The 11,863-nt window shown below is 55.6% G+C and carries 14 protein-coding genes; 9 read left to right on the top strand and 5 right to left on the bottom strand.

The window, feature by feature from the left end; genetic code table 11:
• Positions 1-42: 42 nt before the first annotated feature.
• Genes hypE through hypA form a run of 5 tightly spaced genes read right to left on the bottom strand, consistent with a single transcriptional unit; the run spans position 43 to position 3,660 of the window.
• Positions 43-1,053 carry a hydrogenase maturation carbamoyl dehydratase HypE gene (hypE, locus tag D9738_RS00570; RefSeq protein ID WP_130207638.1) on the bottom strand — a complete coding sequence of 337 codons (1,011 nt, stop codon included), beginning with the start codon at positions 1,051-1,053 and terminating at the stop codon, positions 43-45.
• On the bottom strand, positions 1,050-2,171 hold the full coding sequence (hypD, locus tag D9738_RS00565; protein ID WP_130259325.1) for a hydrogenase formation protein HypD: 1,122 nt from the start codon (positions 2,169-2,171) through the stop codon (positions 1,050-1,052). The genes hypE and hypD overlap by 4 nt, the downstream gene beginning before the upstream one ends.
• Positions 2,171-2,443, bottom strand: coding sequence for a hydrogenase 3 maturation protein HypC (gene hypC / locus D9738_RS00560; protein ID WP_000334874.1), 273 nt, complete (start codon positions 2,441-2,443; stop codon positions 2,171-2,173). Before hypC ends, hypD begins: the two co-directional genes overlap by 1 nt.
• Positions 2,434-3,306, bottom strand: a complete 873-nt coding sequence (hypB, locus tag D9738_RS00555) for a hydrogenase nickel incorporation protein HypB (RefSeq protein WP_130259324.1) — start codon at positions 3,304-3,306, stop codon at positions 2,434-2,436. The genes hypC and hypB overlap by 10 nt, the downstream gene beginning before the upstream one ends.
• 3 nt (positions 3,307-3,309) lie before the next feature.
• Positions 3,310-3,660, bottom strand: a complete 351-nt coding sequence (gene hypA / locus D9738_RS00550) for a hydrogenase maturation nickel metallochaperone HypA (protein ID WP_130207634.1) — start codon at positions 3,658-3,660, stop codon at positions 3,310-3,312.
• A gap of 211 nt (positions 3,661-3,871) precedes the next feature.
• On the opposite strand from hypA, the gene hycA reads away from it, so the two are divergent.
• The 9 genes from hycA (at position 3,872) to hycI (ending at position 11,734) form a co-directional block, all read left to right on the top strand.
• Entirely contained in the window at positions 3,872-4,333 is a 462-nt protein-coding gene (gene hycA, locus D9738_RS00545; RefSeq protein ID WP_130259323.1) for a formate hydrogenlyase regulator HycA, read from the top strand.
• Between the two features lie 124 nt (positions 4,334-4,457).
• A complete protein-coding gene (hycB, locus tag D9738_RS00540; protein WP_001079186.1) occupies positions 4,458-5,069 on the top strand; it encodes a formate hydrogenlyase subunit HycB in 612 nt (203 codons plus the stop codon).
• Complete coding sequence (gene hycC, locus D9738_RS00535; protein WP_130259322.1) at positions 5,066-6,892, top strand: formate hydrogenlyase subunit 3; 1,827 nt, start codon at positions 5,066-5,068, stop codon at positions 6,890-6,892. Before hycB ends, hycC begins: the two co-directional genes overlap by 4 nt.
• Before the next feature lie 2 nt (positions 6,893-6,894).
• Positions 6,895-7,818, top strand: coding sequence for a formate hydrogenlyase subunit HycD (hycD, locus tag D9738_RS00530; RefSeq protein ID WP_130207628.1), 924 nt, complete (start codon positions 6,895-6,897; stop codon positions 7,816-7,818).
• A gap of 17 nt (positions 7,819-7,835) precedes the next feature.
• Positions 7,836-9,545, top strand: coding sequence for a formate hydrogenlyase subunit HycE (hycE, locus tag D9738_RS00525; protein WP_001288134.1), 1,710 nt, complete (start codon positions 7,836-7,838; stop codon positions 9,543-9,545).
• Between the two features lie 9 nt (positions 9,546-9,554).
• On the top strand, positions 9,555-10,097 hold the full coding sequence (hycF, locus tag D9738_RS00520) for a formate hydrogenlyase subunit HycF (protein WP_000493785.1): 543 nt from the start codon (positions 9,555-9,557) through the stop codon (positions 10,095-10,097).
• Positions 10,097-10,864, top strand: coding sequence for a formate hydrogenlyase subunit HycG (gene hycG / locus D9738_RS00515; protein ID WP_000067399.1), 768 nt, complete (start codon positions 10,097-10,099; stop codon positions 10,862-10,864). The genes hycF and hycG overlap by 1 nt, the downstream gene beginning before the upstream one ends.
• The gene (hycH, locus tag D9738_RS00510) at positions 10,861-11,271 is read left to right on the top strand and encodes a formate hydrogenlyase assembly protein HycH (RefSeq protein ID WP_001291925.1); all 411 of its coding nucleotides are present in this window, start codon (positions 10,861-10,863) and stop codon (positions 11,269-11,271) included. The genes hycG and hycH overlap by 4 nt, the downstream gene beginning before the upstream one ends.
• Complete coding sequence (gene hycI, locus D9738_RS00505; RefSeq protein ID WP_130207626.1) at positions 11,264-11,734, top strand: hydrogenase maturation peptidase HycI; 471 nt, start codon at positions 11,264-11,266, stop codon at positions 11,732-11,734. The genes hycH and hycI overlap by 8 nt, the downstream gene beginning before the upstream one ends.
• Positions 11,735-11,863: the final 129 nt, after the last annotated feature.

Here is an 11,863-nt window from a genome sequence, read left to right as displayed (position 1 = left end):
GGTGCAAAAGGTAAATGACAAATTCCAGGGGCTAGATTTTTATTAGCATATACGAGGTAGCGGTTCGGCGTGTGGTAGGTCGAGAGTTCGTTTCACGCCATAAAGTCCAGCGAGACGAACACCTTTACGCTCAACCACTTCGCCAATTAATGCTGCATCTTGTCCCAGTGGGTGGGAACGCAGCGCCGCCAGCACTTGCTCTGCCGCGTTACGCTCTACAGCAATCACCAGCTTACCTTCGTTGGCAAAGTTAAGGGCATCAAGACCCAGCAGCTCGCAAACGCCACGCACGGCAGGTTTAACCGGTAGCGCTGCTTCTGAAAGTTCAATACCGCAACCGCAGGCTGCCGCGAACTCATGAACTACCGCGTTCACTCCACCACGGGTAGCATCGCGCAGCGCTTTCACGCCGGGAATGTCGCGCAGCGTCTGAATCAGTGGCGTCAGTACCGCGCAATCGCTGACCAGTTCGCCATCCAGCCCCAGCTGCTCGCGCAGGTTAAGGATAGTCGCCCCGTGGTCGCCGAGCGTACCGCTAACCAGCAACACATCGCCTGCGGTTAGCGTCTGTGCTCCCCAGTGAATATTCGCCGGAATTGCGCCCATGCCAGCGGTGTTGATAAACAGTTTATCAGCCGCGCCGCGCTGTACTACTTTGGTGTCGCCAGTAACGATGGCAATGCCTGCCGCGCGGGCGGTTTCTGCCATGCTGGTAACCACGGCTTTCAGCGTCTCCATCGGCAATCCTTCTTCGAGGATAAATCCACAGGAGAGATAGCGCGGAATAGCGCCGCTGACCGCAACGTCATTGGCCGTGCCGCAAATCGCCAGCTTGCCGATATTACCGCCAGGGAAGAACAGCGGGTCGATGACGTAGCTGTCAGTGGAGAAGGCCAGACGATCGCCTTCTGCCATTAATTGCGCCAGGTCAAGACGTGCCTGATCTTCCTGTTCTGCCAGCCACGGATTGGCAAAGGCTTCCATAAACAGGCTGTTGATTAATTGCTGCATCGCCTGGCCGCCGCTGCCGTGGGCGAGTTGGATATTGTTCACACTTCACTCTCCTGCTGACGATACTGATACCATGCGGCACATGCTCCTTCGGAGGAAACCATAAGTGCGCCGAACGCGGTTTGAGGATTACAGGTGTTACCAAACAGCGGGCATTGATGCGGCTTACATTTGCCGGTCAATACTTCACCACAACGTGCGCGCGGGTCATCGCAAACCTGCTGCGGTGCTGGGCGGAAATGTGCTTCGGCATCGAATCGTTGATAATCCGGCGTCAGGTGCACACCAGACGATTCAATCACGCCTAAGCCGCGCCATTCGCTGTCGCCATTGACGCAGAAGACGTCAGCAATCGCCTGTTGTGCCAGCAAATTACCCGCATCTGGCACCACTCGCCGGTACTGATTCTCTACCTTGCTGTGGGCCGCTATTTTCTGCTCTACCAGCATCACCACGCCTTGCAGTAGATCAATAGGTTCGAAACCAGCGACCACCAGAGGACGATGAAAATCGCTGGCGATAAAATTATAGGCGTCGGTGCCAATTACCATACTGACGTGGCCCGGCGCGAGGAACGCGTCGATGCCATTGTCCGGCTGTTCCAGCAAACTGCGCAGCGTGGGGATCAGCGTAATGTGCTGGCAGAAGAAGTAAAAATTCTGCACATCGCGGGCTTTTGCCTGTTGCAGAGTGATGGCAGTGGTCGGCATGGTGGTTTCAAACCCTAAGCCGAAGAACACCACTTTACGAGTTGGGTTCTCCTGCGCCAGTTTCAACGCATCCATTGGCGAGTAGACGATGCGCACATCAGCACCGCGTGCTTTTGCCTGCAACAACGACCCCTGTTTCCCCGGTACGCGCATGGCGTCGCCAAAGGTACAGAAGATGACTTCCGGATGGCTGGCAATCTCCACGCAGGTGTCGATTCTGCCCATCGGCAGAACGCACACCGGGCAACCAGGTCCGTGGATAAACTCAACGTTTTCCGGCAGTAACTGGTCGAGGCCGAATTTAAAGATGGCGTGGGTATGACCGCCGCACACTTCCATAATCCGCAGAGGGCGTTCGGCGGTGTATGAAAGATGTGAAGCACGTTCGCGCAGATGCTCAATTAACTGCATCACCTGTTCCGGCGCGCGATATTCATCAACAAAACGCATTATTTTTCCTCGCCATACAACAGCGCACCGACATCCGGCTCAACATCAAACATATTTTGTAAGGCGTCGAGAGTGTCACGCGCTTCGGCTTCATTAATTACGCTCATGGCAAAGCCAACGTGAACCAGTACCCACTGGCCCACGCGTGGCTGACCGTTTTCATCGCAGCTGCCGACTAGCGTTAAATCAACATCGCGCTGAATGCCGCAGACGTCGACTTTCGCCAGGTTGCCGTCAATGGTGCGAATCTGGCCAGGAACGCCTATGCACATCGCTGTGCCTCCAGCCAGTTCAGCCACTGGCCCATCCCTTCGCCGCTGGTGGCGGAAATAAGGATGATTTCAATTTCTGGATTGACTTCGCGGGCGCAGGCGATGCACTTCTCAACGTCAAAGTTGAGATACGGCAGCAAGTCAACTTTGTTGAGCAGCATCAGTGAGGCGGCGGCAAACATATGTGGATATTTCAGCGGTTTGTCTTCGCCTTCAGTGACGGAAAGTACCGCGACTTTGTGTTTTTCTCCGAGATCGAAGCTCGCCGGGCATACGAGGTTACCGACGTTTTCGATAAACAGAATACCGTTATCGTCCAGTGGCAGGCGCGGTGCGGCATCAGCGATCATCTGTGCATCGAGATGGCAGCCTTTACCGGTATTCACCTGAATAGCTGGTGTGCCGGTAGCGCGAATGCGGGCTGCATCGTTCACGGTTTGCTGGTCGCCTTCAATCACCGCACACGGAACGCTATCTTTCAGGCGCATTAAAGTTTCCGTCAGCAGGGTGGTTTTACCGGAACCAGGGCTGGAAACCAGGTTGAGTACCAACTGATTGCGGGCAGCAAAGCGCGCGCGGTTGCGTTCAGCCAGACGGTTGTTTTTGTCCAGCACGTCAATTTCGACTTCCAGCATCCGACGCTGGCTCATACCCGGTGCATGAGTGCCAGCTTCGCCGTGACCATAATGCAGGTCGCCTTCTTCGGTCTGGCTGGGGGTAAATTCAGGCGCTTTAATGCCGGTGATTTTCATCTTCGGCCGTGCCGCCGGGGCAAATGGCGCGCTACGAAACGCGGAATGAGGGTTATGTTCATCACCCTCGATATACAGGTTGCCTTCACCGCAACCGCATGTTGTACACATCGCTCACTCCTGGTCTATTTCTATCCGCCGAATCTGTAAACCGTCGTCTGCCACAATGCGCAGCATGTCGCCATGACACTGTGGACAGCGGCGGACGCGCTGGGTCAGTAGCGTTACATACTGCTGGCATGTTTCACACCAGCACTCGGCCTCTTGTTCTTCGAGGTGCAGTTTACAACCTTCTGCCACGCTGCCGCGGCAAACCAGATCAAAACAAAAGGCAAGAGAGCTGGTTTCGACACAAGAAAATGCGCCAATTTTGAGCCAGACCGCAGTTACGCGTTTTGCGCCGTGTTGTATGGCCTGCTGTTCGATCAATTCCAGTGCCCGCTGGCAGAGGGTTATTTCGTGCATATCGCCTCCCATTAACTGTTGCCCGTGATAAGCAATAATTATGCCAGTGTTGATTATCCCTGATGTGAACAATGTCGATGATGTCGAAATGACACGTCGTCATGGCGTCGAAAGTCGGCTGTATTATGAAAAGTATAAAAATAACAATGAATTAAAAATTGGCACAAAAAATGCTTAAGGCTGGCATCTCTGTTAAACGGGTAACCTGACAATGACTATTTGGGAAATAAGCGAGAAAGCCGATTACATCGCACAGCGGCATCGTCGCCTACAGGACCAGTGGCATATCTACTGCAATTCGCTGGTTCAGGGGATCACGTTATCAAAAGCGCGTCTGCACCACGCCATGAGTTGCGCGCCAGATAAAGAACTCTGTTTCGTACTTTTTGAACATTTTCGCATTTACGTCACCCTGGCGGATGGTTTTAACAGCCACACCATCGAGTACTACGTCGAAACGAAAGACGGCGAAGTCAAGCAGCTGATTGCACAGGCTCAGTTAAGCATTGACGGCATGATTGATGGCAAGGTCAACATCCGCAATCGCGAACAGGTTCTGGAACACTATCTCGAAAAAATCGCTGGTGTTTACGACAACTTATACACCGCCATTGAGAACAATACGCCGGTGAATTTAAGCCAACTGGTAAAGGGACAAAGCTCAGCAGCATGAGCTGAGGCTTTGTCCGGTTTGCAGGCATCATGCCTGTTTGGGGATGGGCGTGTCGATGAGTGTCGAAAATGACATTTCATCGGCATGTTTTCGTCAAAAATGACAATCACCTGAGGAATGCCCGGTGAATCGTTTTGTAATTGCTGACTCCACGCTCTGTATCGGCTGCCACACCTGTGAGGCCGCCTGTTCAGAGACGCATCGCCAGCACGGCCTGCAATCAATGCCGCGCCTGAGAGTGATGCTAAATGAAAAAGAATCTGCGCCGCAGCTCTGTCACCACTGTGAAGATGCGCCCTGTGCGGTGGTCTGCCCGGTTAATGCTATCACTCGTGTTGATGGGGCCGTGCAGCTGAATGAAAGCCTGTGCGTAAGCTGCAAACTGTGCGGCATCGCCTGTCCGTTCGGCGCAATCGAATTTTCCGGCAGCCGTCCGCTGGATATTCCTGCAAATGCCAATACCCCGAAAGCGCCACCGGCACCGCCTGCTCCGGCGCGTGTCAGCACGCTGCTTGACTGGGTGCCAGGTATTCGCGCGATCGCCGTCAAATGTGACCTTTGTAGCTTTGATGAACAAGGTCCGGCCTGCGTGCGGATGTGCCCGACCAAAGCCCTGCACCTGGTGGATAACACCGATATCGCCCGCGTTAGCAAACGTAAGCGTGAGCTGACCTTTAACACGGACTTTGGCGATCTCACCTTGTTTCAGCAGGCTCAAAGTGGAGAGGCTAAATGAGCGCAATTTCCCTGATCAATAGCGGCGTGGCGTGGTTTGCCGCCGCCGCTGTTCTGGCATTTCTCTTTTCTTTTCATAAGGCACTAAGCGGCTGGATTGCCGGAATTGGCGGCGCGGTTGGTAGCCTGTACACCGCAGCGGCAGGTTTCACCGTGCTGACTGGCGCGGTTGGCGTGAGCGGTGCGCTGTCACTGATAAGCTACGATGTGCAAATCTCTCCGCTTAACGCGATTTGGCTGATTACGCTCGGCCTGTGCGGTCTGTTTGTCAGCCTCTACAACATTGACTGGCATCGCCACGCGCAGGTGAAGTGCAACGGCTTGCAGATCAATATGTTGATGGCTGCGGCCGTCTGTGCCGTCATCGCCAGCAACCTGGGCATGTTAGTTGTGATGGCAGAAATCATGGCCCTGTGCGCGGTGTTCCTCACCAGCAACAGTAAAGAGGGCAAACTGTGGTTTGCGCTGGGGCGTCTTGGTACTTTGCTGCTGGCGATTGCCTGCTGGCTGGTCTGGCAGCGTTACGGCACGCTGGATCTGCGCCTGCTGGATCTGCGCGTGCAGCAACTGCCGCTCGGTTCCGATATCTGGCTGCTCGGTGTGATTGGCTTTGGCCTGTTGGCCGGGATTATTCCTCTGCACGGCTGGGTGCCGCAGGCACATGCTAACGCCTCTGCGCCAGCTGCCGCGCTGTTTTCTACGGTGGTGATGAAAATTGGCCTGCTGGGCATTTTAACCCTGTCGCTGCTGGGTGGTAACGCGCCGCTGTGGTGGGGGATCGCGCTGCTGGTGCTCGGCATGATCACCGCGTTCGTCGGCGGTCTGTATGCGTTGATGGAGCACAACATCCAGCGTCTGCTGGCTTACCACACCCTGGAAAATATCGGCATTATCCTGCTGGGGCTGGGCGCTGGCGTAACGGGTATCGCGCTCGAACAACCGGCGCTGATTGCCCTTGGTCTGGTCGGTGGTCTGTACCATCTGCTTAACCATAGCCTGTTCAAAAGCGTACTGTTCCTCGGGGCCGGGAGCGTCTGGTTCCGTACCGGTCATCGCGATATCGAAAAACTCGGTGGTATTGGCAAGAAAATGCCGGTTATCTCCATCGCTATGTTAGTCGGGCTGATGGCAATGGCTGCGCTGCCGCCGCTGAACGGGTTTGCCGGGGAATGGGTTATCTATCAATCCTTTTTCAAACTGAGCAATAGTGGCGCGTTTGTTGCCCGTCTGCTGGGGCCGCTGCTCGCTGTGGGGCTGGCAATTACCGGTGCGCTGGCGGTGATGTGTATGGCGAAAGTCTATGGCGTCACGTTCCTCGGTGCGCCGCGTACCAAAGAAGCCGAAAACGCCACTTGTGCGCCGCTCCTGATGAGCGTCAGCGTGGTGGCACTGGCGATTTGCTGCGTAATTGGCGGTGTTGCTGCGCCGTGGCTGCTGCCGATGCTGTCGGCTGCTGTACCTCTGCCGCTGGAACCCGCCAACACCACCGTTTCTCAACCGATGATCACACTGCTGCTGATTGCCTGCCCGCTGCTGCCATTCATCATCATGGCGATTTGCAAAGGCGACCGTTTGCCGTCACGTTCCCGCGGCGCGGCCTGGGTGTGCGGCTACGACCACGAAAAATCAATGGTGATTACCGCTCACGGTTTTGCCATGCCGGTTAAACAGGCGTTTGCGCCAGTGCTGAAACTGCGCAAATGGCTGAATCCGGTGTCGCTGGTGCCGGGCTGGCAGTGCGAAGGTAGTGCGTTGCTGTTTCGCCGGATGGCGCTGGTTGAACTGGCGGTACTGGTGGTGATTATTGTTTCACGAGGAGCCTGAGAATGAGTGTTTTATATCCGTTAATTCAGGCGCTGGTGTTATTTGCCGTTGCGCCGCTGCTCTCCGGTATAACCCGCGTGGCGCGCGCCCGTCTGCATAACCGTCGCGGGCCGGGCGTGTTGCAGGAGTATCGCGACATTATCAAACTGCTGGGCCGCCAGAGCGTTGGCCCGGATGCCTCCGGCTGGGTGTTCCGCCTGACGCCGTATGTGATGGTGGGTGTCATGCTGACTATCGCTACTGCGCTGCCGGTAGTAACCGTTGGTTCTCCGCTGCCGCAACTGGCTGATTTGATCACCTTACTGTATCTCTTCGCCATCGCGCGTTTCTTCTTTGCCATTTCCGGTCTGGATACCGGTAGCCCGTTTACCGCTATCGGCGCGAGCCGTGAAGCGATGCTTGGCGTGCTGGTCGAACCGATGCTGCTGCTTGGTCTGTGGGTCGCCGCGCAGGTTGCTGGTTCCACCAATATCAGCAACATCACCGACACCGTTTATCACTGGCCGCTGAGCCAGAGCATCCCGCTGGTGCTGGCGCTTTGTGCCTGTGCATTCGCCACTTTTATCGAAATGGGCAAACTGCCGTTCGACCTGGCGGAAGCCGAGCAGGAGTTGCAGGAAGGCCCGCTCTCTGAATACAGCGGTAGCGGTTTTGGCGTAATGAAATGGGGTATCAGCCTGAAACAGCTGGTGGTGTTGCAGATGTTCGTCGGGGTGTTTATTCCGTGGGGACAAATGGAAACCTTCACCGCTGGTGGGCTGCTGCTGGCGCTGGTGATTGCCATCGTCAAACTGGTGGTCGGCGTACTGGTTATCGCGCTATTCGAAAACAGCATGGCCCGTCTGCGTCTTGATATTACTCCGCGCATTACCTGGGCTGGTTTTGGTTTTGCATTTTTAGCGTTCGTCTCCTTGCTGGCGGCGTGATTAAAGAGAGTTTGAGCATGTCTGAAGAAAAATTAGGTCAACATTATCTCGCCGCGCTGAATGAGGCATTTCCGGGCGTCGTGCTGGACCACGCCTGGCAGACCAAAGATCAGCTGACTGTCACCGTGAAGGTGAACTATCTGCCGGAAGTGGTGGAGTTCCTCTACTACAAACAGGGCGGCTGGCTGTCGGTGCTGTTTGGTAACGACGAACGCAAACTGAACGGTCATTACGCCGTTTACTACGTGCTGTCGATGGAGAAAGGCACCAAGTGTTGGGTAACCGTGCGCGTTGAAGTTGACGCCAACAAACCGGAGTATCCGTCCGTGACGCCACGCGTTCCGGCGGCGGTGTGGGGCGAGCGCGAAGTGCGCGATATGTACGGTTTGATTCCGGTTGGTTTGCCGGATGAACGTCGTCTGGTGCTGCCGGATGACTGGCCGGATGAACTCTACCCGCTGCGTAAAGACAGCATGGATTATCGTCAACGTCCGGCACCGACCACCGATGCTGAAACCTACGAGTTCATCAACGAACTGGGCGACAAGAAAAACAATGTCGTGCCGATTGGTCCGCTGCACGTCACTTCTGACGAACCGGGTCACTTCCGTCTGTTCGTCGATGGCGAAAACATTATCGACGCCGACTACCGCCTGTTCTATGTCCATCGCGGCATGGAAAAACTGGCGGAAACCCGCATGGGTTACAACGAAGTGACCTTCCTCTCTGACCGTGTGTGCGGGATCTGCGGCTTCGCCCACAGCACCGCCTACACCACGTCAGTGGAAAACGCGATGGGTATTCAGGTGCCAGAACGCGCGCAGATGATCCGCGCCATTCTGCTGGAGGTGGAACGCCTGCACTCGCACCTGCTGAACCTCGGCCTGGCCTGCCACTTCACTGGCTTTGACTCCGGTTTTATGCAGTTCTTCCGCGTGCGTGAAACCTCAATGAAAATGGCGGAGATCCTTACCGGTGCGCGTAAAACTTACGGCCTGAACCTGATCGGCGGGATTCGTCGCGATCTGCTGAAAGATGACATGATCCAGACCCGTCAACTGGCACAGCAGATGCGTCGTGAAGTGCAGGAGCTGGTGGATGTGCTGCTGAGCACTCCGAACATGGAACAGCGCACCGTTGGCATTGGTCGTCTGGACCCGGAAATTGCCCGCGATTTCAGTAACGTTGGCCCGATGGTCCGCGCCAGCGGTCACGCCCGCGATACCCGTGCCGATCACCCGTTTGTTGGTTATGGCCTGCTGCCAATGGAAGTCCACAGCGAGCAGGGCTGCGACGTTATTTCCCGTTTGAAGGTGCGTATCAACGAAGTCTATACCGCGCTGAACATGATCGACTACGGTCTGGATAACCTACCGGGCGGCCCGCTGATGGTGGAAGGCTTTACCTACATTCCGCACCGTTTCGCGCTGGGCTTTGCCGAAGCGCCGCGCGGCGATGATATCCACTGGAGCATGACCGGTGACAACCAGAAGCTGTACCGCTGGCGCTGCCGTGCCGCGACCTACGCGAACTGGCCGACCCTGCGCTACATGCTGCGTGGCAACACTGTTTCCGATGCGCCGCTGATTATCGGTAGCCTGGACCCTTGCTACTCCTGTACCGACCGCATGACCGTGGTCGATGTGCGTAAGAAGAAGAGCAAAGTGGTGCCGTATAAAGAACTCGAGCGCTACAGCATTGAGCGTAAAAACTCGCCGCTGAAATAAGGAATCGCCATGTTTACCTTTATCAAAAAAGTTATCAAAACCGGCACGGCGACCTCGTCTTATCCGCTGGAGCCGATTGCGGTTGATAAAAACTTCCGTGGTAAGCCAGAGCAGAACCCGCAGCAGTGCATCGGCTGCGCGGCCTGCGTCAATGCCTGCCCGTCAAACGCCTTAACGGTTGAAACTGACCTCGCCACCGGTGAGCTGGCCTGGGAGTTCAATCTTGGCCGCTGCATCTTCTGTGGACGCTGCGAAGAAGTCTGCCCGACGGCGGCGATCAAACTGTCGCAAGAGTACGAACTGGCGGTGTGGAAGAAAGAAGATTTCCTGCAACAGTCCCGATTCGCGCTGTGCAACTGCCGCGTCTGCAATCGTCCTTTCGCCGTCCAGAAAGAGATCGACTACGCCATTGCGCTGCTTAAGCACAACGGCGACAGCCGCGCGGAAAACCACCGCGAAAGCTTTGAGACTTGCCCGGAATGTAAGCGCCAGAAATGCCTGGTGCCGTCCGACCGTATTGAACTGACTCGCCATATGAAAGAGGCCATCTGATGAGCAATTTATTAGGCCCCCGTGACGCCAACGGCATTCCGGTCCCGATGACGGTGGATGAGTCCATCGCCAGCATGAAGGCGTCGTTACTGAAAAAAATCAAACGTTCTGCCTACGTTTACCGCGTGGACTGCGGCGGCTGCAACGGCTGCGAAATCGAAATTTTCGCCACGCTTTCGCCACTTTTCGATGCAGAACGCTTCGGCATTAAAGTCGTTCCGTCACCGCGTCATGCGGATATTTTACTGTTTACCGGCGCGGTCACCCGTGCAATGCGATCCCCTGCGCTACGTGCGTGGCAGTCCGCGCCGGACCCGAAAATCTGTATCTCCTACGGTGCCTGCGGCAACAGCGGCGGCATTTTCCACGATCTTTACTGCGTGTGGGGCGGTACGGATAAAATCGTCCCGGTGGATGTTTATATCCCTGGCTGCCCGCCAACACCAGCCGCCACGCTGTACGGCTTTGCAATGGCACTCGGCCTGCTGGAGCAGAAAATTCACGCCCGTGGCCCGGGTGAGCAGGATGAACAACCGGCTGAGATCCTGCATGGCGATATGGTGCAGCCGCTGCGCGTGAAAGTGGATCGCGAAGCACGCCGCCTGGCGGGTTACCGCTACGGTCGTCAGATTGCCGATGACTTCCTGACACAGTTAGGGCAGGGGGAAGAACAGGTTGCACGCTGGCTGGAAGCGGAAAACGATCCGCGTCTGAACGAGATTGTCAGCCATCTGAATCATGTTGTTGAAGAGGCGCGTATCCGATGAGTGAAAAGGTGGTGTTCAGTCAACTGAGCCGTAAATTTATTGATGAGAACGATGCCACGCCCGCAGAGGCGCAGCAGGTGGTCTATTACAGCCTGGCGATTGGTCACCACCTTGGGGTTATCGATTGCCTGGAAGCGGCGCTCACCTGCCCGTGGGATGAATATCTGGCATGGATTGCTACTCTGGAAGCGGGCAGCGAAGCCCGCCGCAAAATGGAAGGCGTGCCGAAATATGGTGAGATCGTCATCGACATTAACCATGTGCCGATGCTGGCCAACGCATTCGATAAAGCCCGGGCAGTGCAAACTTCGCAGCAGAAGGAATGGAGTACAATGCTGTTAAGTATGCTGCACGATATTCATCAGGAAAACGCCATCTATTTGATGGTGAGGAGATTGCGTGACTGACGTTTTACTCTGTGTTGGCAATAGCATGATGGGCGATGATGGCGCAGGTCCGCTGCTGGCGGAAAAGTGCGCCGCCGCGCCGAAAGGTAACTGGGTGGTGATTGATGGCGGTAGCGCACCGGAAAACGACATTGTCGCCATCCGCGAACTGCGCCCGACACGACTGCTGATTGTCGACGCCACTGATATGGGACTAAACCCCGGCGAGATCCGCATCATCGACCCGGATGACATCGCCGAGATGTTTATGATGACTACCCATAACATGCCGTTGAACTACCTTATCGACCAGTTGAAAGAAGATATTGGCGAAGTGATTTTCCTCGGCATCCAGCCGGATATCGTCGGCTTTTACTACCCGATGACCCAGCCGATTAAAGATGCGGTTGAAACCGTTTATCAACGACTGGAAGGCTGGGAAGGGAACGGCGGATTTACGCAGTTAGCGGTGGAAGAAGAGTAGTTTTTCAGTAAGGAATCAGGACAGGGATGTTCTTGATGAGGGAATCAGAACTGATAGCAAACGCCAGATTGCCCGATGCGCTGTGCTTATCGGGCCTTCCTGGTTCGTGCGACACGTAGGCCGGATAAG

This window comes from Escherichia sp. E10V5, from assembly GCF_004212315.1.
Taxonomy (GTDB): domain Bacteria; phylum Pseudomonadota; class Gammaproteobacteria; order Enterobacterales; family Enterobacteriaceae; genus Escherichia.
This window is presented reverse-complemented; position numbering and strand designations above follow the sequence as displayed.

Coding starts and splice junctions, on each gene's coding strand:
- hypD (WP_130259325.1), bottom strand. CDS start 2,171: ATGCGTTTTGTTGATGAATATCGCGCGCCGGAACAGGTGATGCAGTTA.
- hypC (WP_000334874.1), bottom strand. CDS start 2,443: ATGTGCATAGGCGTTCCTGGCCAGATTCGCACCATTGACGGCAACCTG.
- hypB (WP_130259324.1), bottom strand. CDS start 3,306: ATGTGTACAACATGCGGTTGCGGTGAAGGCAACCTGTATATCGAGGGT.
- hypA (WP_130207634.1), bottom strand. CDS start 3,660: ATGCACGAAATAACCCTCTGCCAGCGGGCACTGGAATTGATCGAACAG.
- hycA (WP_130259323.1), top strand. CDS start 3,872: ATGACTATTTGGGAAATAAGCGAGAAAGCCGATTACATCGCACAGCGG.
- hycC (WP_130259322.1), top strand. CDS start 5,066: ATGAGCGCAATTTCCCTGATCAATAGCGGCGTGGCGTGGTTTGCCGCC.
- hycD (WP_130207628.1), top strand. CDS start 6,895: ATGAGTGTTTTATATCCGTTAATTCAGGCGCTGGTGTTATTTGCCGTT.
- hycE (WP_001288134.1), top strand. CDS start 7,836: ATGTCTGAAGAAAAATTAGGTCAACATTATCTCGCCGCGCTGAATGAG.
- hycF (WP_000493785.1), top strand. CDS start 9,555: ATGTTTACCTTTATCAAAAAAGTTATCAAAACCGGCACGGCGACCTCG.
- hycG (WP_000067399.1), top strand. CDS start 10,097: ATGAGCAATTTATTAGGCCCCCGTGACGCCAACGGCATTCCGGTCCCG.
- hycH (WP_001291925.1), top strand. CDS start 10,861: ATGAGTGAAAAGGTGGTGTTCAGTCAACTGAGCCGTAAATTTATTGAT.